The organism is Sorangium sp. KYC3313, assembly GCF_052075895.1.
Taxonomy (GTDB): domain Bacteria; phylum Myxococcota_A; class Polyangia; order Polyangiales; family Polyangiaceae; genus Sorangium; species Sorangium cellulosum_B.
In genome coordinates this window covers 8,742,659-8,769,058 of the sequence record NZ_CP197255.1, presented here as the reverse complement: position 1 = coordinate 8,769,058, position 26,400 = coordinate 8,742,659, and the positions used below count along the sequence as shown (strand labels likewise).

10 protein-coding genes are annotated in these 26,400 nt (G+C 67.9%); 8 read left to right on the top strand and 2 right to left on the bottom strand.

Going from position 1 to position 26,400, the window contains the following annotated elements; genetic code table 11:
- Nucleotides 1-62: 62 nt before the first annotated feature.
- Nucleotides 63-932: a HAMP domain-containing protein gene (locus ACSRUE_RS33245; RefSeq protein ID WP_441287108.1), complete on the top strand. Its 870-nt coding sequence runs from the start codon at nt 63-65 to the stop codon at nt 930-932.
- 241 nt (nt 933-1,173) lie between these two features.
- Here ACSRUE_RS33245 and ACSRUE_RS33240 read toward each other — a convergent pair whose 3' ends face one another.
- Both ACSRUE_RS33240 and ACSRUE_RS33235 read right to left on the bottom strand, forming a co-directional pair.
- Nucleotides 1,174-1,497, bottom strand: a complete 324-nt coding sequence (locus ACSRUE_RS33240) for a YraN family protein (RefSeq protein WP_437916305.1) — start codon at nt 1,495-1,497, stop codon at nt 1,174-1,176.
- Between the two features lie 229 nt (nt 1,498-1,726).
- Nucleotides 1,727-2,578, bottom strand: coding sequence for a hypothetical protein (locus ACSRUE_RS33235; RefSeq protein WP_441287107.1), 852 nt, complete (start codon nt 2,576-2,578; stop codon nt 1,727-1,729).
- A gap of 665 nt (nt 2,579-3,243) precedes the next feature.
- On the opposite strand from ACSRUE_RS33235, the gene ACSRUE_RS33230 reads away from it, so the two are divergent.
- From ACSRUE_RS33230 to ACSRUE_RS33200, 7 genes are all read left to right on the top strand, one after another.
- Complete coding sequence (locus ACSRUE_RS33230; protein WP_441287106.1) at nt 3,244-4,905, top strand: tetratricopeptide repeat protein; 1,662 nt, start codon at nt 3,244-3,246, stop codon at nt 4,903-4,905.
- Between the two features lie 91 nt (nt 4,906-4,996).
- Nucleotides 4,997-8,848: a tetratricopeptide repeat protein gene (locus ACSRUE_RS33225; RefSeq protein WP_441287105.1), complete on the top strand. Its 3,852-nt coding sequence runs from the start codon at nt 4,997-4,999 to the stop codon at nt 8,846-8,848.
- An 11-nt stretch (nt 8,849-8,859) separates the two neighbouring features.
- Nucleotides 8,860-10,341, top strand: a complete 1,482-nt coding sequence (locus tag ACSRUE_RS33220; RefSeq protein ID WP_441287104.1) for a tetratricopeptide repeat protein — start codon at nt 8,860-8,862, stop codon at nt 10,339-10,341.
- A 527-nt stretch (nt 10,342-10,868) separates the two neighbouring features.
- Nucleotides 10,869-11,108, top strand: a complete 240-nt coding sequence (locus ACSRUE_RS33215) for a hypothetical protein (RefSeq protein WP_157906686.1) — start codon at nt 10,869-10,871, stop codon at nt 11,106-11,108.
- A gap of 90 nt (nt 11,109-11,198) precedes the next feature.
- Complete coding sequence (locus ACSRUE_RS33210; RefSeq protein ID WP_437768230.1) at nt 11,199-13,244, top strand: AgmX/PglI C-terminal domain-containing protein; 2,046 nt, start codon at nt 11,199-11,201, stop codon at nt 13,242-13,244.
- 497 nt (nt 13,245-13,741) lie between these two features.
- The gene (locus ACSRUE_RS33205) at nt 13,742-14,650 is read left to right on the top strand and encodes a tetratricopeptide repeat protein (RefSeq protein ID WP_441287103.1); all 909 of its coding nucleotides are present in this window, start codon (nt 13,742-13,744) and stop codon (nt 14,648-14,650) included.
- Between the two features lie 76 nt (nt 14,651-14,726).
- Complete coding sequence (locus ACSRUE_RS33200; protein ID WP_441287102.1) at nt 14,727-26,276, top strand: tetratricopeptide repeat protein; 11,550 nt, start codon at nt 14,727-14,729, stop codon at nt 26,274-26,276.
- Nucleotides 26,277-26,400 lie beyond the last annotated feature (124 nt).

Here is a 26,400-nt window from a genome sequence, read left to right as displayed (position 1 = left end):
TCGATATTGGCTTTTCCAGTGCCTCACGACCGTTGTCATCTCCAGCCAGCTTCGAGGATCCCATGAGCGACGCTTCCAGCACGGCCCCGCAGACCTCCGCGCCGGAGGTCAGAGCGCGCTACCAGCGGAGCGCGCGGAACTACCTGCTCGACCAGAACTTTCAGCTGAAATACACGGGGTTCCTCGTGGGGATCAGCCTTGCGCTCTCCGTGGCGCTCGGGATCCTCCTCTGGAACGCGAGCTCGAAGATCATCGAGCAGAGCCGCAGCGCCGTGCAGCAGGGGCAAGAGATCGTCCGGCAGGGTCAGGAGACCGTCAAGCGCGGCCAGGAGGTGCTCGTCCAGAGCCGTCGGGTCAGCGAGGTCGTCGCGATGAACATCGCGAAGGAGTACAAGGACGACCCCGAGCTCGCGAAGACGTTCGGCGAGGCGGCGCAGCGCGACGAGAGCAAGCTCAAGGACGAGCAGTCGCGGCTCGAGCGGGACGCGGCCACGCTGCAGCAGCGGGCGGAGGCGCTCGAGCGGCAGGCCGCCGACGTCGCGAACAACCAGCAGATGCTGCTGCGCCTCATCGTCGCGCTCCTGTCGTTGCTCGTCCTCGGCGTCGGCATCGCGGGCATCGTCTTCACGCACAAGATCGCCGGGCCGATCTTCAAGATGAAGCGGCTGCTCCGTCAGGTCGGCGAGGGCAAGCTGATCGTGCGCGAGAAGCTCCGGAAGGGCGACGAGCTCCAGCACTTCTTCGAGGCGTTTGAGAAGATGGTCGAGGACCTGAGGGCGCGCCAGCAGGGCAAGATCGCGAAGATGGATGCGATCCTCGAGAAGCTCGAGGCGGGGGCGCGCGCCCAGAAGGGGACGATGGAAATCGACCCCGAGGGCCTCTCCCAGCTGAAGCGCCTGCGCAGCGAGATGCAGGAGCAGCTCGACGCGTGATCGAGCCCGCGCGCGGTCGATCGACGAGCGCGCGGTCCGAATCCAGCCCGAAATCAAGCCAAAAATAAGAAAACATCAGGCCGCGTGCACCGGGTCCCTCCGGCCCCTACCGTCGCGGCGCGGTGCTCGCGCGCACAGGAGACGGGTCCAGATCGGCGTCTTCGGCACGGAGGCGTACTTGAGTACGCCGAGTACCGAAAACGTCGAGATGGGCCCGTATCCGCAGCGCGCGAGCACCGCGCTAGAAGGCGGCCTTGATGATCTCGACGCTCGCTTCTCCGCTCGGGAGGAACGTCACGGACGCGGCGTCGAAGCGCATCCGCTCCACGCCGCGCACGCGCGAGAACGTGGCGCGCCAGAGCCGCTCGCCCGCCCGCCGCACGCGGGCGCGCTTGCTCGCGTCGATGCTGTCGAGGGCGCGGACGTACGAGCCGGCGCCGCGCGTCCGCACCTCGATGATCACGATGACGGGGCCGTCGCGCGCGATCACGTCGATCTCCAGCCGCCCGACCCGCGCGTTGCGCGCGACGATCTCCACGCCCTGCGCGGCGAGGTGAGCGACCACCGCGTCCTCCGCGCGCGCACCGAGCGCTCGCCGCGCGTCGGCCGCCGGAGCGCCAGCGGGCCCGATCGCGGTCCGGCTCGTCGCCGAAGCCGCCGGCGCGCTGCGCGTGGCGGTGCGCCCGTCGCGTGAGCCCGAATCGTCGCTGGGAGGGAGGGAGAGGGAGGTGCCGGCCAGATCGGCCGTCGTCGGGCGAGGGCTTCGCGAACCGCGACGGCCGGTCACCCGACGCCTAGAAGCCTTCGCACTGGTCCGAGTTGGCGCGGCCCTGCACGTCGCCGCAGGCCCCCTCGTTCTCGAACCCCGTGTTCTGCTTGATGCAGTACTTGCCGGTGATGTTCGGGTCCCCGAGGCCGACGTTCGGCCGGATCTCCGAGCAGGTGAAGCCCTGCGGGCACTCGCAGAAGTTGAAGTTCGGGTCGTCCGGCTCGCCGTCGGCCACGCCGCACCGGCACGAGCAGTACACCGCCTGCTGGGCGTTCCGGTTCGAGTTGGCGGCGCACTGGCCGCACACGGGCGACGCGACCTGGTCGTCGGTCCCCGGCACGCAGCAGGCTTTGCCCTCGTTCTCTGCCGCCGACTTGGTCGGGTCCTGGCAGCCGGTGAAGCCGTCGCGGCAGAGGTACAGCTTGCAGACGCCCTCCTCGCACTTCCAGCCGTTGCCGGGGCAGTCCGCGTCGGCGCCGCAGCGACAGAAGGCGCCCGCGGGGTCGCACATGCCGCTGAGGCACTGGCTCGCGCCACCGTCCGGCCTCGACGGTTCGCAGTCGGGCGCGTACGTCCCCGACTCCTCGCAAGTGGTGCACCCGCCCTGCCCGGGCGTACACGTCGCGGGCGCCTCCTGGCCGAGCGGGCAGCTCACGCGCCCCTGGAAGTGGTTCACCAGGCAGATCCGCGTCTGGCACTGGAAGGATCGCGATTCGATGTTCTCTTCCGTCACCTTGAAGCCAGCGAACTGCGAATCGTACTCGTCTTCAGGCAGACACGGGTCGCCGACGCCGCCGCTCTCGCACGCGGAGGGCAGGCTCGCCATTGCGACGACGCTGAGCAGGCCGAGCAGGCCGGACAGAATGGAACGGGTCATCAGAACGTGCTCCTTCGGCGGCGGTGCGCGCCACCGCTTCGGCAGAGGCGCGCGGACGGGAGGCAAGAAAACGCTCAAGTCGAGGTGCTCAAAGGCACAACGTCAGCGGTTGGACCCTAGACGAAGCGCGCCTCGAGCGTCAACAGCCGGATGGGGCGCGCCCGTCCACGCCGCCGAGGTGGGCGGGCGCCGCCGGTGCGAGCCGTTCGACCCTGCGCGCGCTGGTCCCTTGGCAGCGGACGGTCAGACCGTCGTCCGGGCGGCGGCGGAGGGGGCAGCGCGGCGAGGGCGCGACGATCGCGTCATAAGGAAGCGGGCGCGCCTCCGTTCGATAATTCCACCGTCGACTCCTACGCAGTGCGCAACCCCAAGGTCGACCCGGCGCCCGGTGTCTCAGGACGGGAATACAAGAGGGCGCCCCTCGCCCGGCATCGCTTGACAAGCTGCGCGCCACAATCCTACCATCCCCCGCCACACGCAAGTATCCGTTGATTCTCATTGAACTTTTTGGTTCCTGACCGAGCTGCCTCGGGGGTCTACGGCGCGCGTTCTCCGTGTGTGGAGCCGCGAACGGGGCGAAGGGGCCACGATCTTTACGTCGCCGAAAGCGAGGAACGACGATGCGGAACCGGGTGGCGAGTATCTGCCTTGTAGCTTCTGCCCTGTTGCTAGCCCCCGCCGTGGGGCATGCGCAGCCCGGCAAAGGTAAGCCCGTCGCGGCTGAAAAGGCGGACGCCAAGGGCGACAAGAAGCCCAGCAAAGAGGTCAACCTCGACGAGGATGCCGGCCCCGTGACCGCGGGCCAGATGACGGAGGAGGCGGCGCAGGGCAAGCGGCTCTTCGACAGCGAGCGGTGGAGCGACGCCGCGAGGCAGCTGAAGCGCGTCGTCGACGGCGACACCGGCGATGACGATGGCAACAAGCAGATCGCCCAGTACCACCTCGCGATCGCGCTCTACCGCCTGCAGTTCTACCAGGCGAGCTACGCGATCTTCTCGCAGATCGCCGACAAGCCGAACCACCTCAAGTTCAACGAGACGCTGCTCTGGCTGTCCAAGCTCGCGACGCAGCTCCCGGAGCCGGCGGACATCATCGAGCGCGTCGGCAAGTACAAGACCGAGCAGATCGCGCGGTTCAACAACCCCCAGCAGCGCGACCTCTACTGGCAGCTCAACTACCTGCTCGGCCGCTACAAGTACCGGAACCGGAACTACGAGGAGGCCATCAGCCTCTTCGCCAAGGTCGACCCGAACAGCAAGTACTACGTCCAGGCCCAGTTCTTCAGCGGCATCTCGTACGTGCAGCTGCGCAAGTCGGTGCCGGCTGTCAAGTCGTTCCAGCGTATCGTCCAGGCGATCGACGAGGGCGTCGAGGGCCTCGAGGACGAGGCGCGCATGCGCGACCTCGCGTTCCTCTCGATGGCGCGCACCTATTACTCGGCCTCGGTCCGCCTCGACGACAACAACGTTCCGACGATCGACGCCGCGAAGCTCTCGGCCGCCGTCAAGTACTGGAACCGCGTCGATGTCGCGAGCGAGTACTGGCTGGACAGCCTCTTCGAGCAGTCCTGGGCGTACTTCATGGCCGGGCTGTACCCGCAGGCGCTCGGCAACATCCACACGATCGAGTCGCCGTACTTCCCGAACTCGTTCTATCCCGAGGCCGACATCCTGAAGGCCGTCGTCTCGTTCACGATCTGCCAGTACGGCGACGCGACCACGATCGTCGCGAAGATGAAGAAGAAGTACGAGCCGATCAAGAAGGACCTCGAGTCGATCCTGGTGCGGTACCAGGGGGAGGGGAACGAGGAGCGCTTCTTCCAGTTCCTGAAGGACGTGGGCGCCGGCAAGGGCGACATCCCGCCGAGGGTCCGGCCGATCGTCGAGAACGCGCTCTCCGACCGTCAGCTCCGCCGCAACATGGAGTACGTGCGCATCCTCGATGAGGAGGCGGATCGGTTCAAGAAGGCGCCCGTCAACTTCCGCAACTCCCCGGTCGGCAGCGACGTGACCGACGCGCTCGAGTTCGCGAGGAGCCTCGCGATCCGGAACGCCGGCACGCTCGGCCGGGAGCGCTACCAGCGCAACCTCGACGAGCTCAACGAGCACCTCCGCGACTCGTCGAAGATCCTCATCGACATCACCGCGGCCGAAAGGAACAAGCTCGATCAGCAGGTCGTCAGCGGCCAGCTGTCGAAGGAGGACGCGCTCACGTACGGCGTCGTCAAGCCCGACGACGAGCACGTGCTCTGGCCGTTCGACGGCGAGTACTGGCGCGACGAGCTCGGCTTCTACCGGCAGGTCGTGACGTCGAAGTGCAGCAAGTGAGCGATTTCATCATGGTTGGCCCCGCGGCCGGAGGTCGCGGGGCAGGCAGCGCTTCCTCACGGGGGTCCGTGGCGGAGGGACGGAGATGGAGATGAAGCAGTCGAAGTTCGGTGTACTGCATGCGCTCCGCGCGGCGGCGGGTACGTTGGCCGTGGCGGCGTGCGCGGTCACAACGAGCCCCGCGTCGGCGGCCGACGCGTGCATCACGCAGCCGGCGAAGGATGCGATCGCCGCCTGTCCGGGCGGCAAGCTCCAGGTGTCGGCGGGCAAGAAGCCGCAGGTCAGCTTCAAGTCTGCCCCGCAGGGGATCCAGCTGAAGAAGCGCGAGGACTTGACGAAGCCGACCAATCCGACGGCTTCACAGGCCTCGGCGCAGCGCGACGAGCGGCGAAATCGCCTCGCCCCGAAGGTGAGGAGCCTGCTGGTGACGGAGATCCAGGGGCTCGAGGGACTGTACTCCTCGACGCCGAAGAACGCTCCGGACCGGCCGAAGCTGATGCGGCGCCTCGCCGAGGGCTACGTCGAGCTCGAGTCGGCGGCGTTCCGCGACAAGACCGAGGGGCAGATCAAGGCGGACGAGGCCAAGCGGAAGAACCCGAAGGCGGTCGCCGGGCTCCGGGCCGAGATCGGCAAGGCCGACAAGATCCTCGTCCTCGCGCGGAAGCAGGCGATCAAGTACTACACGGACCTGAAGACGCAGTATCCGAAGTACTGCCAGAGCACCAACGCGGCCGACCCCGCGAAGAGCACGGGCTGCACGGACGAGGTCCTCTACTACCTCGCGTACGAGTACGAGCAGGCGCAGCAGCTCGAGAACGCACGCAAGGTCTACTTCGAGCTCATCAAGAACTGGCCGAACTCGAAGTACATCCCGAACGCGTACCTCGCCTTCGGTGAGCTCTTCTTCAACGAGGCGCAGGGCGACCCGTCCAAGTGGGACCTGGCGGAGCAGTCGTACGTCAAGGTCACCCAGTACCCGCCGCCCGAGAACAAGGTCTGGGGCTACGCCCACTACAAGCTCGGGTACGTCTACTGGAACAAGGGCGACTTCGCCCGCGCCATCAGCGAGTTCAAGAAGACGATCGAGTACGGGCAGCAGTTCCAGCAGATGCCGAACGCGGCGCAGCTCGCGGTCTCGGCGCGGCGCGACATCATCCCCGTCTACGCGCTCGCGGGCGACCCGCGCAAGTCGCACGACTTCCTCCGTCCGCTCAGCGGCGACGCGAGCGGCAGCTCCGAGAAGACGTTCAAGATGATGGACGACCTCGGGCAGAACTACCTCGACACCGGTCACTACAAGGAGGGCATCGAGCTCTACACCGACCTGATGACCCGCGATCGGGGCCCGAGGTACTGCGTCTACCAGGGGCACATCGCGGAGGCGACGCTCGCCATGAAGTCTGGCAACAAGGACCAGATCATGGGTGAGCTCGGGCGCCAGCTCGACGTCCACAACAAGTTCCAGGGCGAGGGGCACCCGGCGGACGCCAAGCTGAAGTGCTCGAACATCACCGCCGGTCTGCTGACCGAGACGGCGATGGCCTGGCACCTCGAGGCGGTGGGCTCGGGCGGCGTGCGCGGCACCGGCGACAAGAAGACGATGCAGCTCGCCGCGCAGCTCTACGACAAGGTCGTCAACAACTTCAAGCAGGAGCAGTTCGCCAAGTTCGAGTTCCCCCGCATCCTGAAGGAGGACTGGCCGAACATCTTCAAGATCAAGTACGCGATGGCCGACCTTCTGTACTTCCAGAAGGACTGGGCCAAGTGCGGTCCTGCGTTCGACTCGGTCGTGGCCGAGGATCCGAACGGCCCGCAGGCGGCTGAGGCCGCGTACGCCTCGGTGCTCTGCTACCAGAACATCTACACCGAGACCCACAAGGACGGCTCCGACAAGAAGGGGTCCGGCAACCTCCCCGACGGGGGGACGGGCAAGAAGGGCGACAAGAAGGCGGAGAAGGCGAAGTTCCAGCCGAAGGACTTCAGTGACAGCCAGAAGGGCATGATCACCGCCTTCAACCGGTACGTCTGCTACATCAAGCCCGCGGCCAACGACAAGGAGGCCCAGGAGCAGTACGTCGAGGTGAAGTACGCGCGCGGCCGCACGTACTTCGAGGCGCAGCACTGGGAGGAGGCCGCGCTCGCGTTCCGCGACGTGGCGCTGAACCACGCCGACAAGGAGGTCGGCATCTACGCGTCTCAGCTCTACCTCGAGTCGCTCAACGTCCTCGGCGCGAACATGGATCCGCCGCGTCCGTCTTGTTACGACGACATGGCCGCGGATGTGCCCAAGTTCATCGACCTCTACTGCAAGGGCGGCAAGGAGAAGGAGAACGCCGAGCAGTGCGGCATCCTGATCCGCATCCAGCGCGACATCGAGCGCCTGCGCGCGCAGAAGCTCGTCGAGGCTGCTGACGCGGCCGGCGGCGTCGAGGCCCTCAAGAACTATGAGAAGGCCGCCGGCGCGTACATGGACATGTGGAAGAAGTACGGCGAGGCCGCCTGCGAGGCGAAGCAGCCCGCGTGCGAGAAGAGCGAGGAGATCCTCTACAACGCGGCCAAGGCGTTCCAGGCCGCCCGCCTCATCGCCAAGTCGATCTCGGCCCGCAAGATCCTGCTCGACCCGCGGTACGGCCTCCACAACACCGAGCTGGCGAAGACGTCGATCTACGAGATCGGCGGCAACTACCAGGCGATCGCGGTCTACGACGAGGCGGCGAACTGGTACGAGCGCTACGCCCGCGAGAACCCGAAGGGGGACAAGGCCGCCGAGGCGCTCCAGGACGCGGTCGTGCTGCGGCTCGGCCTCGGTCAGGAGGACCAGGCGATCAAGGACGCCGACCTCTTCAACAAGAACTACGGCAAGGCGAAGCCGGCGCAGACCGCGCAGATCGCGTTTGCGATCGGCGCGCACTACATCGATCGCGAGGACTGGGATCAGGCGCGCCGGCGGCTGTCGACGGCGATGCCGCAGATCGATCGCAACGCGACGTTCGACGTCCAGGTGCAGGCGCACGCGATGTACGCGCGCGTCCTGCTGCAGACGAAGAGCGTGACCCCGGCGAACGGCGAGTACAACAAGGTCCGCGGCTACTGGAAGGACCCGGCGGCCGCGCTCAAGAAGCTCGACGCGATCGGCGGCGAGGAGCCGGAGAAGCTGCGCCGGCTCGGCAAGGTGCTGACCGCGGTCGGCGAGGCCTACTTCCACTTCGCCGAGCAGAAGCGGAAGGACGTCGATAAGATCAAGTTCCCCGAGTACAAGGGCTCCGGGAACCGCGAGGACGTCCTCAAGCACATCAACACCAAGGTCGCCGACTGGGTGAAGAAGAAGCGCCCGGCGATCGAGGCGGCTGACGTCGAGTACCAGAAGATCCTCAAGCTGGAGCCGACGCCTCCGCCGAAGTGGGTCATCGCGGCCGGCGCGCGCGTCGGTCAGATGTGGGGCAAGTTCGTCGCCGAGTTCCGTGCCGCGCCCATCCCGAAGGAATGGAAGGGGCACGGCATGGTCCCGGGCACCGACGTCTCGTACGACGAGATCCGGGGTGAGTACTACTCGCGCCTCGACGAGGCGAGCGAGCCGCAGAAGCAGATGGCGAAGGGCGCGTTCAAGACCTGCCTCGACCTGTCCGTGAAGTACCAGTACTTCGACGACTACTCGCGTACCTGCGAGGTGTGGCTGTCGAAGAACTACGGCGCCGAGTACCACCTCATCGACGAATTCCGTGGCTCGCCGTCGCGGGTCAACTCCGGCATGAGCGAACGCCCTGCGCCGCTGAACCTCGACGGGACCCCTTTCCGAGAAGCGCTGACCGCAACCGACAAGCCGGCTGCGAGCAAGGACAAGGAAGAGGGCGAGGACAAGAAGGCGGGCGAGGATAAGAAGGCGGCTGGCGCGTCCAAGGAAGGCTCGGCGCTCGATCGGGCCACGACCCGACCCAGGAAGTGATGGAGCGAAACATGAGAAGCATCACCTCATTGGCAGCGGTTGCGGTGCTCCTTCTGGCCGCGACGGGTTGTGGCGGCGGCAGCACCGGCGGTGCGGCGCACGGGGCAAAGGACCCGACGACGGGCAAGACGATCACGGACAGCAAGGGTCAGGCCGTGTCGGTCGAGGCGGCCAACAAGTTCAAGACCGCCATGGACGCCATGGTCCAGCACGACAAGGCTGGGGATTGGTCCGAGGCGACTTGCAGCTCGACGGCCCAGCTGTTCCTGGACGCGGCGGACCAGCAAGGGGACGCGACGTTCGCCGAGGCCATCTACAACGCGGGGCTCTCGTACCAGCGTTGCAAGAAGGACTCGGAGGCGAAGAAGCACTTCACGCAAGCGCTTCAGAAGAACCCGAAGTTCCACCCCGCGCGGGTCCAGGTGGCGCTCTACAACCTCGCGGAGTCGGGCGAGAGGAACCTCGACGCGGCGATCAGCGAGATGCGCCAGGCCGCCGTCGTCGATGCTCAGTACAAGAACGTCGAGGCGCTCGTGCACCTCGCGCTCCTGTACATGAAGCGCGGCAACCAGGTTGCGGACAACGATGGCCCCAACGACTTCCAGCGCGCGAAGCGGTACATCCAGAGCGCACTGGCCGTCGATGACGCCTTCATGCCCGCGTTCAACCAGCTCGCGATCTACTACCTGGAGACGGCGAAGCAGAAGGCGGGCAGGAAGACGGGCAAGGCGGTCGCGACCAACGTCAGCAAGCAGAAGAAGGTCGACACCCAGGCGCTGGAGCTCGCGGCGCTGGTCTGCTCCCAGGCCATCCGCAAGAACCCCAACTACGCGCCGATCCACAACACCGCGGGGATGATCCAGGTCGAGCTCGCGAACCTGAACGGCGCCGTCCAGGAGTTCAACCTCGCGAGGAGGCTCGATCCGAGCTTCTACGAGGCGCAGATGAACTACGCGGCGGTGAACCTCCAGTTCCGCGGGTTCCAGCAGGCGGACGAGGCGTACCGCGCGGCCCTGAAGATGCGTCCGAACGACTACGACGCTCATCTGGGCCTCGCGCTCGCCCTGCGCGGTCAGATCGACGACGCGAACTTCGACAGCATGGTGGCCGCCGCCAGCGCTGAGCTCGAAGCCGCCAAGAAGGTCGCCCCCGAGCGCGCCGAGACCTACTACAACGAGGCGATCCTGACCCAGGAGTACAAGGCGAAGTCGGGCGGCAAGGGGGCCGAGGGCGCCCTCATGTCGGCGAAGGGGCTGTTCGGCCAGTTCATCCAGAAGGCGGGCGCTAGCGCCGAGTTCGCCGACGCGGTGAAGCGGTCGAAGGAGCGTATGAGCGAGATCGACCAGATCATCGCCTTCAACAAGCAGACCGAGGCCGAGCGGAAGGCGGCCGAGGCCGACATGAAGACGAAGGAAGCCGAGCAGGAGGCAGCTGCCGGGAGCGAGGGCGAAGGGGGCGATGCGACGACCCCGGCCCCGGCTCCTGCCCAGTAACGGACCCTCGTCCTGCGCGCTGTCGATGGCGGGGTGCAGGTTCGTGTGACACGGGCTCAGTCGCTGGGCAGGTGAGTGCGGCGTGCAAAGGTACGCCGCAGCGAACCGAACGACGCGGATGAGCCCGTCGCACACGAAGATGCGCCCCGCCACAGCGGACGTCTCGAGCGGTCCGGGTCGCAAGGAGGGTGAGCGAGGGATACGGTAGTATTCCGGGCGAGCTCGACGGGCGGGTCGGACTGCGTGGTGGTGCGACAGACAGCGGCACCTGGAGCCCTCTTCTCTCGCTGCACGAAGCTGCATCAAGGAGAAGGGGGCTCGCTCTTTTCGTCTTCGTCGCCGCGTTCTGGGAACCTTGGGTGGAATCGGTTGTCGAGGCGTGTGTGGGTCGTGCTCTCCGACGCCTCGATAGCATGCGAAGCTGGTTGACCGGCCGCCGCGGAAGGCGGTACAATGGCACTGTAACCGAGTCGAAACATTGTGAGGAGGCTGGAATGAGAGGGTTGACCCGATTGGGTGCGGGAGTCGTGGCTGCCGTTCTTACGAGCGTGGTCGCCTCATCGGCGTTCGCGCAGGGAGCGGCTCCTGGCGGTGGGAAGAAGGACGAGGGGTACGGGTACGAGTTCTCGGACGATCCGCTGAACGCCGGCGGGTTCGGCCCCAACGACGCCACCATCCGCGTGCGGCCCGGCCCTGTCCGGACGACGCTGATCAGGCCCCGCACCTCGTTCGTTCCGGAGATGCTCAAGTCGGTCGAGAACCTCTGATGTGACGGGCAGGTTTGGCACCTGCCCTATCGATTTACCCCCCGGTGCTGGGGGCGTGCGCCGCGCGGCGCATAGGGAAGGCTGGCGGAGATGGAAGGCAAGCAAAGGGTCGCTCTCACATTTGCGCTCTACCAAAACGAGGCGCTCGTCCGCCGGGAGACGATCACCCAGGATATCGTCAAGGTAGGCAAGGACGCGAAGAGCCATCTGCGTGTCGATGACGAGCTTGCCTCGCGCATGCACGCGGTCATCGAGGTCGCCTCCCCGCAGGACATCACGCTCATCGATCTCGGCAACGAGCCGGGCACGATGGTGAACGGGGCGCGCGTCAACAAGTGCAAGATCAGCCCAGGCGACCAGCTCCAGATCGGCGGCACGAAGATCATGCTGGAGCGCGCGGAGCCGGTGGCGGTCGCCGCGGCCGCGGGCCCTGCGAAGCCGGTTCCCGCCAACCCGTTTGCGGCGGCGCCTGGTGGGAACCCGTTCGGCGCTGCGGCGCCCGGGAATCCGTTCGCGGCCGCGCCGCCTGGGAACCCGTTCGCCGCAGCCTCCGCTGGCGGGGCGGACCCGTTCTCCTACAACAACCCGTTCGCGCAGTCGGCGCCGGCCGTCGACGAGGTTCCCCCGGACGCGCCCGAGGGCTCCTACACGTACACGCTCGTGAAGAACGGGCCGGACGTGCCGAGCGACGAGACCGAGGTCCCGGCGGCCTCGGTCGAGGTCATGATTCTGTGGGATGCCGCGGTGCTCCACGTCGAGCACCTCACGCCGCCGCGCTCCTTCTACGTGGGTGAGGAGGCGGGGAAGAACTTCAAGTGCGACTACTTCATCCCCTCGGAGAAGCTCGGCACGACGCGGGCGCCCATCCTCCTCGCGGATCGCTCCGGCTCGGTCTCCGTGGTGCTCCTGCCCCGCGCGACCGGGACCATCGAGATCCCGGGTAGGCCGAAGATGACGGTGCAGCAGGCGATCGATCAGGGCCTCACGCAGCCGTGCTCCGAGCTCTCTGGCGCCTATCAGATGGCGCTTCCGTCGGGCGGGAAGGCGAAGGTCGAGCTCGACGGCATCATCTTCCAGGTGTCCGCCGTGAACGCAGGCAAGGTCGTGGCCGGCCACCTCCAGCTGGACACGCAGAGCCTGCTGTACACGGGCCTCTCGATGGCGGTTCACCTCGGGCTGCTCGCGGCGATGGCCTTCTTCATGCCGCCCCTCGGCGATACGGGCGAGGACGGGATCTCCGCTGACCAGCAGTTCCTCATCCAGCAGTACCTCGCGGCGGCCGCCGAGAAGGAGATGGAGGAGAAGGAGACCGAGCAGATCGCCGACAACGCGGCGGACAACAAGGAGGGCGGCACCGGTACACGCGCCAAGGGTGAGGAGGGTTCGATGGGCAACCCGAACACCAAGGCCACCGGCAACCGCTACGGCGTCCAGGGGCCCGCCGACAACCCGGATCCGCACATCGCCCGCCAGGCCGCGCTCCGCGACGCCGCGGAGTTCGGCATGATCGGGCTGCTGAACGCCGGCGCCGGCGGCGATCCGAACGCGCCGACCGCGCCGTGGGGACGCGACGATTCGCTCGGGAACGATCCGCTGAGCGCCCGCGGCAACATGTGGGGTGATCAGATCGGCGACTCGTTCGGCGCTGGCGGCCTCGGCCTCTCCGGCATCGGCGAGGGCGGCGGCGGGCGCGGCGAGGGCATCGGCCTCGGCTCGATCGGCACCATCGGGCACGGCGCCGGCACCGGCACCGGCCAGGGCTTCGGCTCCGGCCATGGCCGCCTCGGCGGGTCGCATCGCACCAAGCCGCCGCAGGTGCGTATGGGTGCGACCAGTGTGAGCGGCCGTCTGCCCCCCGAGGTCATCCAGCGTATCGTCCGCCAGAACTTCGGTCGATTCCGGCTCTGCTACGAGAACGGGCTCAGGAACAACCCGAATCTGCAGGGCCGTGTCGCGGTGCGCTTCGTCATCGGTCGCGACGGCGCGGTCTCCAACGTGGGTAACGGCGGTTCGGATCTGCCCGACAACGGCGTGGTTTCCTGCGTCGTTCGGGCGTTCTACGGCCTGTCGTTCCCGCAGCCCGAGGGCGGTATCGTCACCGTCGTCTACCCGATCATGCTCAGCCCCGGCGGCTGAGCCCGCCTCACAGCTCGGTTCGAGCGAACGCCCCGCACGCGAAGTGCGGGGCGTTTTTCGTTTCAGCGCTGGCTGCGGCCGGCGCCGGGCGTGGGCAGCGGCCTGCGGCGAGCGCCGTGGGGTGGCCAGCTCGCGCCCGCCGCGCGGGGGGAGGGCGGGGGCCCCGCGTGGAGGCGCTGCAGCGAGGCGCATGCGCGGGGTCTGAAGCCCTGGACTTCCGCGGTTGCCTCCGCCTATTCTCGCGTCGCCGCGCGAGGTTCGACGCGCGCCACCTCGGGACGCTTGTGACGGTGCCACACGGAGCGGGGCAGCCCGTCTCCCAGATTGCTGACGGAGCGGCGCAGCCGACTCCGAGACGCTGGAAGGAGCGGCGCAGCCGACTCCGAGACGCTGGAAGGAGCGGCGCAGCCGACTCCGGGACGTTTTGAAGAGGGGCGACGCGACGCCCAGGTCACTCAGAGGCCGGCGATGCCGGGGCCATTCGAAAGGTGAGCGAGATGAAGCTTGGGGCATTCTTGATGGTTGGCCTGGTCGCGGCGAGCGCGGCAGGCCTGGGCTGCAGCCGCCATCGCCAGGAGGCCGTCATCCTGGCGAATCAGGCCGACAAGGAGGTCGCCGTCAACCCCGACGGTGCGGCCAACAAGTACGAGCAGGCGACCAAGCTCGACCCGAACAACCACCGCATCTTCTTCAAGCTGGCGATGGCACACAAGAAGTCGGAGTCGTGGGACAAGGTCGCATCGACGCTGGCTCGCGCCACGCAGATCGCCCCGAAGTTCGCCAACTACTGGTTCGAACGGGGCTGGGCGCTCGAGCAGCAGGCGAAGAAGAAGACGATCTCGTACGAAGAGGCCAAAGAGCCGTACCAGAAGTGTATCGAGAACGACCCCAACTTCGCGGATTGCTACTCCCAGCTCGGGAACGTCTACCTCTGGACGGACGACGAGCAGAAGGCGCTCGAGAACCTCACCAAGGCGATCGAGCACAATCCGGGCGAAATCCGCTACTACGCGGCGCTCGCCGACCTGTACACCCGTCTCGGGTACACGAAGGAGGCCGAGCAGGTGCTCAAGGAGGCGAAGTCGTTCGCGAAGCCGGGGGACAAGTACCTCTTCGGCGTCCACAGCCTGCTCGCGTCGGTCTACCAGGACCGGGGGTCCACGGCGGAGATGGTGTCCGAGCTCGAGGCCGCCAAGGCGGTGGCGCCCACGGATGGTCCCGAGTCGGTACAGATTCTCTGGAGTCTCGGGAGCACCTACGCGACCCTGGATCCGCCGCGCAAGCAGGAGGCAATCCAGATGCTCAAGGGGTTCACCACGCGCGCCTGCAAGGGGTCGAAGGCGGCGAGCTTCAAGACCGAGTGCGAGACGGCGAACACGCTCGTCGCGCGGCTCGGCGGTCAATAGCCGTGATGCCGCGCGCGGCACGGGGCACCTAAGCGTTTCAATTCGTTCGAAGGTCGGGGCCGAGGGTCGATAATCAATGGATCTTGCGCAGCGTCTCAATCATCTCGAGTCGGTTCATGACTGGCAAGGGCTCGTCGAGGAGCTCGAGAAGGGGATTGCGGCCGAAGGGGACGCGACCCGGAAGGCGGCATATCACCTGAAGCTCGGGCGGCTGCTCGAGGAGAAGTTCCTTCAGGCCGTCAAGGCGCTGAAGCACTTCCAGGACGCGTACAAGCTGAATCCAGCGCTGCTCGAGGCGCTGGAGTCGGCTCGTTCCATCTACTGGGACCTCGGCAAGACCAACATGGTCCAGAAGCTCCTGGAGCTCGAGCTGAGGAACGCCCCCGAGGGGACCACGGCCGCCGAGCTCCGCGTGGAGCTCGGCGACGTGCTCTGCGACGCGGGCGATTTCGAGCGCGCGACGGAGATGTACGCGAAAGGCCTCGCCGCGTCCGGCGGGACGAGCGAGGAGGCGCGGGCCTGCCTCTTCGACATGCAGGTCGACCAGTCGTCGTGGTCGGCGCGCATGGCGGAGCTGGTGGACGCGGCCGACGCGGTCGCGAGCGCCGACGAGCGCAAGCGGCTGCTGCTCCGCGCGGCGCGCCTCGCGAAGCGCTTCGATCGCGGTCAGCTCGAGGACCTGCTCCGAAGGGCGTACGAGACGGCGCCTTCCGACAAGCAGGCCGCGGCGATGTTCGAGGGGCTCCTCGTCGAGGCCGAGCGGCCGCAGGCGATCGTGGAGACGCAGCGACGCATCCTCGACGGGCGCGCCGGCGTGGCGCGCGGAGAGGCGGCGTTCAAGTTCGGCGTCCGCTGGGCCACGCGGCACCAGAACGTCGAGATCGGATCGAAGCTCCTCGAGGAATCGCTCCGGTTCGATCCCTCGAACGAGGCTGCGTTCGCCTACCTGCGCGAGCTCTGGGGGACGAAGGAGGGCAACTGGGAGCGCGTCGCGTTGCTGGCGGAGAGCGCTGCCAACCAGAACGGCAGCTCCCCGTACATGATCGCGCAGGCGGGCGGCATCGCCTGGCGCCAGCTCGGCAACCTCATCCGGGCCAGGAGCTGGTTCGAGAGGCTCTCGGCGGTCGCCCCGACGCACCCGAGCGTGAGCGCGTTCGAAGCGCAGATCGGCGAGCGCCTCACGGCCGCTCCTGTCGCGCCGTCCGCGCCTCCGCCGTCCGCTGCCGCGCCTGCGCCTGTCGTCGTTGCGCCTGCGCCCGTCGTCGTCGCGCCAGCGCCTGTCGTCGTCGCGCCGGTCGTGCCTGCGCCCGTGGCCGTCGCGCCCGCGGACGCCACGCCGCTCCCCACGAGCGCGCCTGCGCCCGTCAGCGCGCCTGCGCCCGTCAGCGCGCCGGCTCCGTTGAGCGCGCCGGCCCCGGTGAGCGGCAGGGCGAGCGCGCCCGCAAGCGGTCCTGTGGGCGCCTCGTCGGTGGACGAGCGCGACGCGAGGTCCTCGGTGGCCGACATCGAGCCGCCGCCTCCCGCGCGGGCTCCCGCCGAGAGCAGGCCTGCGGATTCGGAGGTCGGCCGGCGGCCGACAGCGCCGCCTCCTCCCGGGGCGGAGGTCGCAGGCCGCGTCGAGGAGCTCAAGGCCAAGGCCCAGAAGCAGGAGCAGGCCAAGCGGTACAACGAGTACGTCAAGACGCTGATCGAGATCGCCGAGGCGGTCTCGGATCCTGCCGAGAAGATCGACAACTACGCGAAGGCGGCGGAGCTCTACTCGGGCAAGTTCTCGAACGCGGCCGAGGCGGTGAAGTGCTACGAGGCGATCCTCGCGATCGACGGCGAGCACGCGCAGGCGATCGACTTCCTCCGCCAGAGCTACGAGAAGCGGCGCGACTGGGAGAAGCTCATCGGGCTGCTCCGCCGCGAGGCCGCGGCGCTCCCGGAGGGCGGCGATCGCGCCGCGAAGTACCTCGAGATCGCGAAGCTCGCGTCGGAGCGGGTGAAGAAGGTCGACTTCTGCATCGAGCTCTGGGACGAGGTCCTCGCGAACGATCCGGAGAACCCCGAGGCGCTGAACGCGCTGGCCGGGCTCTACGAGAAGAACAAGGACTACCAGGCGTTCGCGAGGGTGCTGCAGAAGCAGGTCGACACGACCTTCGACAGCACCCAGAAGCTCGCGCTCCTCAGCAAGCTCGCGCAGCTCTACGGCGAGCGCCTGAAGGACGACGAGGCGGCCGTCAAGGCCTGGCAAGAGGTGATCGCGCTGAACCCCCAGGACCGCAAGGCCCAGGAGGCGCTCAAGAAGGCGTACCTCCAGCTGCAGCGCTGGGACGATCTCGAGGTGTTCTACGCCGAGAGCGGCAAGTGGGACGAGTTCATCCGGGTCCTCGAGTCGCAGGAGGCCAAGGAGACCGACGACGCGGCCAAGATCAGCCTGCTGGTCAAGATCGCCGAGCTCTGGATGGTCCAGAAGCAGAAGGCGGATCGCGCGGCGCGCGCCTACGAGAAGGTGCTCTCGATCGACGGCTCGCACCTCGCCGCGGCCGAGGCGCTCATCCCGATCTACACGCAGGCGAACAACTCGAAGGGGCTCGCCGGCGCCATCGAGGTGAAGCTCTCGCACGACCAGGACGACGTCTCCCGGCTCGACCTCTACAGGCAGGTCGCGGCGCTCTACGAGACGCGCCTCAAGGAGCCGCAGCGGGCGTTCGAGCGTTACCTCTCGGCCTTCCAGATCGCCCCGCAGGACGAGCAGTGCATCGATGACGTCGAGCGCGCCGCGCGCTCGACGGAGGGGTGGGACGCCCTGATCCAGTCCTACTCGTCGGCGATCGAGCGCGCCGAGGGCGAGGGGGACATCGCGCTCGGGGTCGATCTCCGGCTCCGGCTCGGGCGGGTCTTGCTCGACGAGGTGAAGCGCATCGACGAGGCGCTCTCGCAGTTCCGCGCCGTGTACGAGGCGGACGGCGAGAACCAGGCCGCGATCGGCGCGCTGGAGCGGCTCTACCGCGAGACGGGCCGGTTCGGCGAGCTGCTCGGCATCTACGAGAAGAAGCTCGGCATCGTCACCGAGCCGGAGGAGCGCAAGCAGATCCTCTATGCGATCGCGGAGCTCTACGAAGGGGAGCTGCGCGACGCGGCGCAGGCGATCGGGACGTACCGCCAGGTGCTCGACGACGAGCCGACGGACCCGCAGGCGCTCGCGGCGCTCGACAAGCTCTACCGCGAGCAGCAGGACTGGGAGTCCTACGTCGACGTGCTCCGCAAGCGGATCGACTCTCCGCTCGACGAGCAGGCGCTCATCGACCTCAAGTTCCGGCTCGGGAGCACCCTCGAGAAGCACCTGAACGATGCGGCCGGAGCGCTCGAGAACTACAAGGAAATCCTGATCCTCGATCCGGGCAACGACGCGGCGCGCCTCGCGCTCGAGGCGCTGCTCTCGAACGAGTCCCTGCGGGCCGAGGCGGCGGCCATCCTGCAGGAGATCTACGAGGGGCGCGGCGACTGGGAGAAGCTGATCCAGGCGCTCGAGATCCTCGCCGCGGCCGAGGGCGACACGGCGACGCGCGTGGCGCTGCTCCGGAAGGTGGCGCGCACGGCGGCCGAGAGCCTGAGCGACCTGGGCCGCGCGTTCGACGCGCAGTCGCGGGCCCTCAAGGACGATCCGTCGCACGCCGAGACGCGGGCGGAGCTCGAGTCGCTCGCCGCGCAGGCGGGCGCCTGGGACAGGCTCGACGTCATCTTCAGCGAGATCGCCGATTCGCTGAGCGACGCGCGGCTGAGCCGCGAGTACTGGATGCGCCTCGGGAGCATCCACGAGCGGCTCGGCAAGGTCGAGGAGGCGGCGAACGGCTACCTCCGCGTGCTCTCGATCGATCCCGCCGACTCGGAGGCGCTGGAGGCGATGGACGAGCTCTACCGGCGCACCGAGCGCTGGGGCGACCTCATCGGCGTCTACCGGCGCCGCATCGAGCTCGTGCACGAGCCGACCGAGCGCGAGGGCCTCTATGCGCAGATGGCCGAGGTCTACGAGCAGCGGCTCGGGCAGCCGGAGGAGGCGATCGCCGCCTACCGCGAGGTCCTCTCCATCGACAACACGAGCATGGTGGCGCTGGCGGCGCTCGACGGGCTCTTCAGCCGCCAGGGCATGTGGGAAGAGCTGGCGGACAACCTCGAGGCGCAGCTCGGCATCGCGGTCGAGGAGGAGGCGCAGATCCGGCTGATGCTCCGGCTCGCCGCGCTGCGGGAGTCGCGGATGCGGCTCGTCGACTCGGCGATCGACATCTACCGGCAGGTGCTCGAGCGCGAGCCGACCAACGTCGAGGCGCTCGGGGCGCTCGAGCGCCTCGGGAAGGTCGCCGAGCACGAGCTCGCGATCGCGGAGATCCTCGAGCCGCTGTACCGCCAGTCGGGCGACTTCCAGAAGCTCATCGGGGTGCACGAGGTGCAGGTGCGGCGCAGCGACGACGTGACCCGTCGGGTCGAGCTGCTCCACCAGATCGCCGTGCTCTACGAGGACGCGGGCGGCGACCTCAGCTCGGCCTTCGACACCTACGCGCGGGCGCTGAGCCAGGATCCGGCGTCGGAGTCGACGCAGGAGGGGCTCGACCGGCTCGCGCGCGCGACCGGCCGCTTCGCCGACCTGGCGCGCGTGTTCGAGACGCTGGCGGCGCAGCAGACCGACGCGGAGCTCGCGAGCTCGCTCTACACGATGAGCGCGCGGATCTACGAGGGAGACCTCGGCGACATGGACAGCGCCGTCGGGCACTACCGGCGCGTGCTCGAGATCGATCCGCGCAACCTGCACGCGGCCGAGTCGCTCGAGCGGCTGTTCAGGACCTCGGAGCGCTACAACGAGCTGTCGCAGATCCTCCAGCAGAAGGCGGACATCCTCGACGACCTGAGCGAGAAAAAGCTCGCCCTCTTCCAGGCCGCGAGCCTCGAGGAGGAGGTGCTCGAGCGGCACGATCAGGCCATCGCCGTCTACGGCAAGGTGCTCGAGCTCGACGCCGAGGATCTGCGGGCGATCGACGCGCTGACGAAGCTCTACCTCAGCCTCTCACGCTGGCAGGAGCTCCTCTCGGTCTACGCGAAGAAGGCCGATCTCGTCCTCGATTCGAACGAGAAGAAGCGCATCTACTACCAGATCGGCGCGGTGTACGAGCGCGAGCTCGGCAACGTCGCGAGCGCGATCGACACGTACCAGCGCGTGCTCGAGATCGATCCGGACGACCTCCAGGCGCTCGGGCGGCTCGACGTGCTCTACCAGACGTCGCAGAACTGGCTCGAGCTGCTCAGCGTGCTCCAGCACGAGGCGGAGATCACCGCGGACCCGGCGGAGGGCATCAGCTACCAGTACCGGATCGCGGAGCTCTACGAGAAGCACCTCGACGACGTGTCCCGCGCGATCGAGCTCTACCGCGATCTCTTGCAGCAGATGCCCGATCACGAGCCGACGCTGCAGGCGCTCGAGCAGATCAAGGACGGCAGCCGCGAGCCGCTCGGCGCCGCGCTGGTGCTCGAGCCGATCTACGACGCCTCCGGCGAGTGGCAGAAGCTGATCAGCGTGCTCGAGGTCCGGGTCAAGGTCGCCGAGGACCCGTACGAGAAGGTGGATCTGCTCCACCGCGTCGCGCGCCTCTCGGAGGAGATGCTGAGCGACCACGTCACCGCGTTCGAGACGTACGCGCGGGCGGTGACGTGCGACATCGGCAACGAGGAGTCGCTCTCGAACCTGGAGCGGCTCGCGATGATGGTGAACCGCTGGCCGCAGGTCGCCGCGCTGTACGACACGGAGCTCGGCCGGCTCGGCGAGGAGCCGGCGCGCTTCGTGGAGCTCGGGCTCCGGCTCGCGCAGATCTTCGAGACGCAGCTCGACGACATCGACAGCGCCGTCGCGCGCTACCGGCGCGTGCTCGAGGTCGAGCCGGAGAACCAGACCGCGATCGCGTCGCTCGATCGCCTGTTCACCGCGACCGAGCGGTGGGGCGATCTCGTCACCATCCTGTCGCGCGAGTCGGAGATCGCGCAGTCGCCGGACGAGATCCTCGAGTTCAAGTACCGGCTCGGCGTGGTCTATCAAACGCGCCTCAACGACCTGCCCGCGGCCATCGGCGCGTACCGCGAGGTGCTCACGGCGGCGCCCGAGCACTCGCCCACGCTCGAGGCCCTCGAGGGGCTCTTCGCGGCCGGGATCAAGCAGATCGAGATCGGCGCCATCCTGGAGCCGCTCTACCAGGCGGCGGCGGAGTGGGAGAAGCTCGGCGGCGTGCTCGAGGCGGAGCTCACCCACCTCACCGAGGCGCAGGAGCGGCAGGCGATGTACTACCGGCTGGGGGAGCTCCAGGAGGAGCGCCTCATCTCGCCGGACGGCGCCCTCGCCGTCTTCATGCGGGCGTTGAAGGAGTACCCGGGCGACGAGAAGACGCTCGAGGAGGTCGAGCGGCTCGCCGGCTCGGTGGACGGCGGCTGGGAGATGCTCGCCAACGCGTACGCCGACGTGCTGGGCATCCACAGCGACAAGGACGTCCAGACCGGCATCGGCAAGCGGCTCGCGCGGGTCTTCGAGACCGACCTCAGCGACGTCGCCAAGGCCGAGGAGACGTACCGGTACGTGCTCGGCATCGAGCCGCTCGAGGCCGAGGCGCTCTCGAACCTCGATCGGATCTACACGCAGCTCGAGCAGTACCCGGAGCTCGCGAGCGTGCTCGAGCAGCGGGTGCGCGCGACCGAGGATCGCCCGGAGCTCGTCGACCTGTACCTCCGGCTCGGGCAGACCTACGAGGAGCGGCTCGGTCAGCTCGACGACGCCATCCGCGCGTTCCGGCGCATCTTCGACGAGCTCGAGACGACGAACGAGCAGGCGATCAGCGCCCTCGAGCGCATCTACACGGCCAAGGGCGCCTGGACCCAGCTCAAGGTCGTGCTGGAGCGGGAGCTCGAGAACGCGATGGGCGACAGCCAGGAGGCCGACATCCGCGCCAAGATGGCGCACCTGCTCGCCGATCGGCTGAACGACGTCCAGGGCGCGGTCGAGACCTGGAAGCGCGTCCTCGACCTCCGGGGCGAGGATCCGGAGGCGCTCGGGGCGCTGTCCAACCTCTACGAGCGGGTGGGGCAGTGGTCCGAGCTCTGCGACGTCCTCGAGCGGCACTACGACATCGCGATCGACGATGAGTCGCGCGTCGCCGTGCTGCTCCGCCGCGCCAAGCTGTTCCACGAGCAGCTCGGCCGCGACGACTCGTCGCTCGACGACTACCAGCGCGTCCTCGACATCGACTACGCGAACCTCGAGGCGCTCTACGCCATCGCGGCGATCTGGCGGCTGCGCAACGAGCCCGAGCAGATCGTGAGCTCGCTCCACCAGACGGTGGATCGGGCGCGGGACGTGCTGCCGGCCGAGAACGTGATCGCGCTGTACCGCGAGCTCGGGACGACCTACCAGCACGTCCTCGGGCAGGCGTACGACGCCATCGACGCCTGGAGGAAGCTGCTCGAGGTCGACCCGAAGGACTTCGAGGCGATGGCCGCCCTGGAGAACCTGCTCCGGGCCGAGGGGCGCTGGGTCGAGGTCATCGACGTGAAGATGGGCCGGGCGGCGGCCTACGAGTCACCCGCGGACAAGGTGCGCGAGTACCTCGAGGTGGCGCAGATCTGGGAGCACCAGGTCGAGGAGAAGGACCGGGGCACGCTCGCGTACGAGAAGGTCCTGGAGCTCGAGCCGACGCACGACCAGGCCTTCGCGGCGCTCGAGGAGCTGCACGATGCGGCCCGGCGGAGCGAGCCGCTCATCGAGCTCTACCTCGCGCGGCTCGAGTCGCGCGAGGAGGTCTCCGACAAGACCGACATCCTCCGCAAGGTGGCCCGGGTCTTCGAGGAGCAGCTCGAGGACAAGCCGCAGGCCTTCGACGCGCTGCTCACGGCGTTCGAGATGGACTTCTCCGACATGGACACGGTCCGCTACCTCGAGCGCATGGCGCAGGCGACGAACCGCTGGCCCGAGCTCGTGCAGACGGTGAACGGGTGGCTGCAGCAGCAGACGGCCCCGCTCCAGAAGATCACGCTCTGCCTGCGCCTCGCCAAGTGGTACGCGGAGGACCTCGGCCACCCCGAGTACGCCCAGCCGTACTACCAGCAGATCCTCGCGCACGACCCGAACAACGTCGCCGTGCTGCGCCAGATGGCGAACTTCTTCAAGAAGACCGGCCAGTGGCAGCAGCAGGGGCAGATGCTGACGAGCGCCCTCAACGTCGCGGTGACCGACGTCGATCGGAAGGAGGTCCTGACCGAGCTCGGCGAGGTCCTCGAGAGGCACATGGGCGAGGTCGAGCAGGGGCTCAGCTTCTACCGGCGCGCCCTCGACGTGGATCCGCTGCACCTGCCGGCCCTCGAGGCGCTGGAGCGCATCTACACGGATCGCGATCAGCCGAACGATCTCGTCGACGTCCTGCTCCGCAAGGCGCGGGCCGTGAACGAGTCCGACGTCGTCGCGGCCGTGAAGCTGCGCACCGCCGGCCTCTACGAGTCCAAGCTCGGCCTGATCGAGAAGGCCGGCGCCGTCTACCGCGAGGTGCTGGACATCGACGCCTCGAACCTCCTCGCGATGCGGGGGCTCGAGCGCGTCTACACGGCGACGCACCAGTGGCCCGATCTCGTGCGCGTCCTCGAGATGCAGCTCGACGTGGTCACCACGGAGCGCGAGCGCATCGACGTGCTGATGAAGATCGCGACCCTCCAGGAGGAGCAGTTCCTGAAGCCCGATCTGTCGGCCGCGCGCCTCGAGCAGGTGGTCGAGATCGACCCGAGCCACGAGCCCGCGCTCGAGGCCCTGGAGCGCTGCTATCGCCGGCTGCGCCAGTGGCACGATCTCATCAGCACCTACGATCGCCACATCAACGCGGCGGAGGACCGGCAGAAGAAGATCGAGCTCTGGGCCCACACGGCCAAGGTCTACGCAGAGGAGATCGAGGACCTCGACCGCGCCATCGACGCGTACCTGAACATCGTCGACATCCAGGACACGCACATCCCGGCCCTGGAGGCGCTGGCGAAGCTCTACGAGAAGCAGGACAACTCGGCGAAGGCCATCGAGTACATGACGCGCGTCGCCGACCTGACGGCCGACGGCAAGCAGCGCGTCGAGATGTACTTCCGGATCGGCAGGCAGCTCGACGAGAAGCTCGGGGAGCGGGTCCAGGCCCAGGAGCGCTTCGAGATGGCGCTCGATCTCGATCCGTCGCACGTGCCGACGCTGGCTGCGCTGCGGGTGATCGCGATCGACGCGGCCGACTGGGACCGGGCGGCGCGTTACCTCGATCAGGAGCAGATGAACACCGACGCGCCCCGCGCCAAGGCGCGGCTGCTCGTCGAGCTCGGCAAGCTCCGGGACGACATGCTCGGCGAGCACGCGCTCGCGGTGCAGGCGTACGAGATGGCGCTCCAGAGCGACCCCGACAACGAGGACGCCGCGATGCCGCTGCTCAACGAGTACGTCTCCACGGAGCGGTGGGCCCAGGCCGAGCCGCTCGCGGAGATGCTCGTCAGGAAGAGCGGCAAGCGCGATAGGTCAGAGCAGCACCGGCTGCAGCGGACCTTCGGGCGGGTCCTCGATCGGCTCGGCAAGGACGACGCCTCGCTCAAGGCGTACACGGCTGCGCACAACCTCGATCTGACCGACCAGGAGACGATCCGGGGCCTGGCGGATGTCAGCTTCAAGCTCGGCGACTGGGCGAGCGCGCTGACGAACTACCAGAAGGTGCTCACCAGCCTCGACGAGGCCGAGACCGAGGAGCGCGCGACCGTCTACTACAAGCTCGGTTGCATCAAGCAGGCGCAGGGGCAGTCGAAGCAGGCGGTCAACAACTTCGAGAAGGCGCTCGGGGCCGATCCCGCGCACCGGCCGACGCTCGAGGCGATGGTCGCCGTCTACGAGGCGCTCAAGGACTGGAAGCAGGTCTGCCACTACAAGCGGCTGATCCTCGACAACATCATGGACGGCGCCGAGCGGTTCAAGATGTTGAACGACATCGGCGACATCTGGGTCGACAGGGAGAACAACATCCCGAAGGGCGTGGAGGCCCTGGAGGAGGCGCTCGACCTGGAGCCGCAGAACCACGTGCTGCTCCACAAGCTGCTCCAGCTCTACCAGCGCACGGGGCAGTGGGAGCGGATGGTGGACTGCCTCCAGCGCATCGCGGAGCTGGAGCCGCAGCCGGATCGGAAGAGCCGTTACCTCTACACGATGGCGCAGATCTACCGCGACAAGCTGGACGACCCGGCGCGCGCGGTGGAGCTGTTCAACGACACGCTGGACCTGAACCCGCACTCCCTCGAGGCCTTCGAGCGCATCAACAAGATCCTCACGGCGCAGAAGGAGTGGAAGCAGCTCGAGCGGGCGTACCGCAAGATGCTGCACAGGGTCGCCGGCAAGGGGAACACGGACCTCGAGTACAGCCTCTGGCACGCGCTCGGGCTCATCTACCGCGATCGGCTCGGCGACAGGACGGCCGCCCTCGAGACGTTCCGCATGGCGTCGCGGCTCAAGCCCGAGGACGCGACGGAGCACCTGATCCTCGCGGAGCTCTACGAGCAGTCGGAGCAGTTCGATCTGGCGACCGGCGAGTTCCAGGCGATGGTCAAGATCGATCCGATGAAGATCGACCCGTACAAGCGGCTCTACCGCCTGTACGTGGACGGCAAGCGCTACGACCAGGCCTGGTGCGTCGCAGCGGCGCTGTCGTTCCTCCGCAAGGCCGATCCCGACGAGCAGCAGTACTTCGAGGACTACCGCCCGCAGGGGCTCATCCAGGCGAAGAGCCGGCTCGACAACGAGCAGTGGATCAGAAACCTGTTCCACGAGGAGGAGAACCTCTACGTCGGCAAGATCTTCGAGATGATCGCGGGGGCCGCGCTCAGGGCGAAGATCGAGACGCTCAAGCAGCGCCGTGAGCTGCCGGTCCTCGATCAGCGCTTCCTGCAGGATCCGGCGACCTCGACGGTGACGTTCGCCCGGACCTTCGGGTGGGCGGCCAACGTCCTCGGCCTGCCGGCGCCGCGGCTCTACGTGCGGAGCGACGTGCCCGGCGCGCTCGTCGCGGTGGCGAACGAGCAGCCGGCGTCCGTCGCGGGTCAGACCGTGCTGACCGGGTTCTCGCCGCAGGAGCTCACGTTCATCGTCGGCAAGCACCTCGCGATGTACCGCGGCGAGCACTACATCAAGACGCTGTTCCCGACGGTCACCGAGCTGACGGTGCTCCTCTTCGCCGGGATCAAGCTCGTCGCGCCCGACACGTCGGTCCCGCCGGACATCGAGAAGCAGATCACGGCGACCGCGCAGACGCTCCGCGGGTTCATGCAGCCGATGCAGCTCGAGGGGCTCCGCATGGTGGTCAAGAAGTTCCTTGCGGAGGGCGCGAAGGCCAACATCAAGCGGTGGGTCCAGTGCGTCGACATCACCGCGGCGCGCACCGGCCTGCTCCTCTCGGGCGATCTCGAGATCGCGAAGAAGATCATCGCCGCCGAGCCGCAGCAGCCCGGGGATCTCCCGCCCCAGGACAGGCTCAAGGAGCTGATCGTCTTCTCGACGAGCGATCAGTATTTCGCGCTGCGTCAGGCGCTCGGGATCGCCATCGGCGAGGGGTGATCCCGCGCGGCAGCAGGGCCTAAGTAGCGGAATTCACCCCAATAATCGGAGCACCCGGGGCATTCGGGGAGCGCGCGCGCGCTCCTCGCCCCGGGGCTCCGCTGTGCCGGAGGGATGCACATCT

Coding starts and splice junctions, on each gene's coding strand:
- ACSRUE_RS33245 (WP_441287108.1), top strand. CDS start 63: ATGAGCGACGCTTCCAGCACGGCCCCGCAGACCTCCGCGCCGGAGGTC.
- ACSRUE_RS33235 (WP_441287107.1), bottom strand. CDS start 2,578: ATGACCCGTTCCATTCTGTCCGGCCTGCTCGGCCTGCTCAGCGTCGTC.
- ACSRUE_RS33225 (WP_441287105.1), top strand. CDS start 4,997: ATGAAGCAGTCGAAGTTCGGTGTACTGCATGCGCTCCGCGCGGCGGCG.
- ACSRUE_RS33220 (WP_441287104.1), top strand. CDS start 8,860: ATGAGAAGCATCACCTCATTGGCAGCGGTTGCGGTGCTCCTTCTGGCC.
- ACSRUE_RS33210 (WP_437768230.1), top strand. CDS start 11,199: ATGGAAGGCAAGCAAAGGGTCGCTCTCACATTTGCGCTCTACCAAAAC.
- ACSRUE_RS33205 (WP_441287103.1), top strand. CDS start 13,742: ATGAAGCTTGGGGCATTCTTGATGGTTGGCCTGGTCGCGGCGAGCGCG.
- ACSRUE_RS33200 (WP_441287102.1), top strand. CDS start 14,727: ATGGATCTTGCGCAGCGTCTCAATCATCTCGAGTCGGTTCATGACTGG.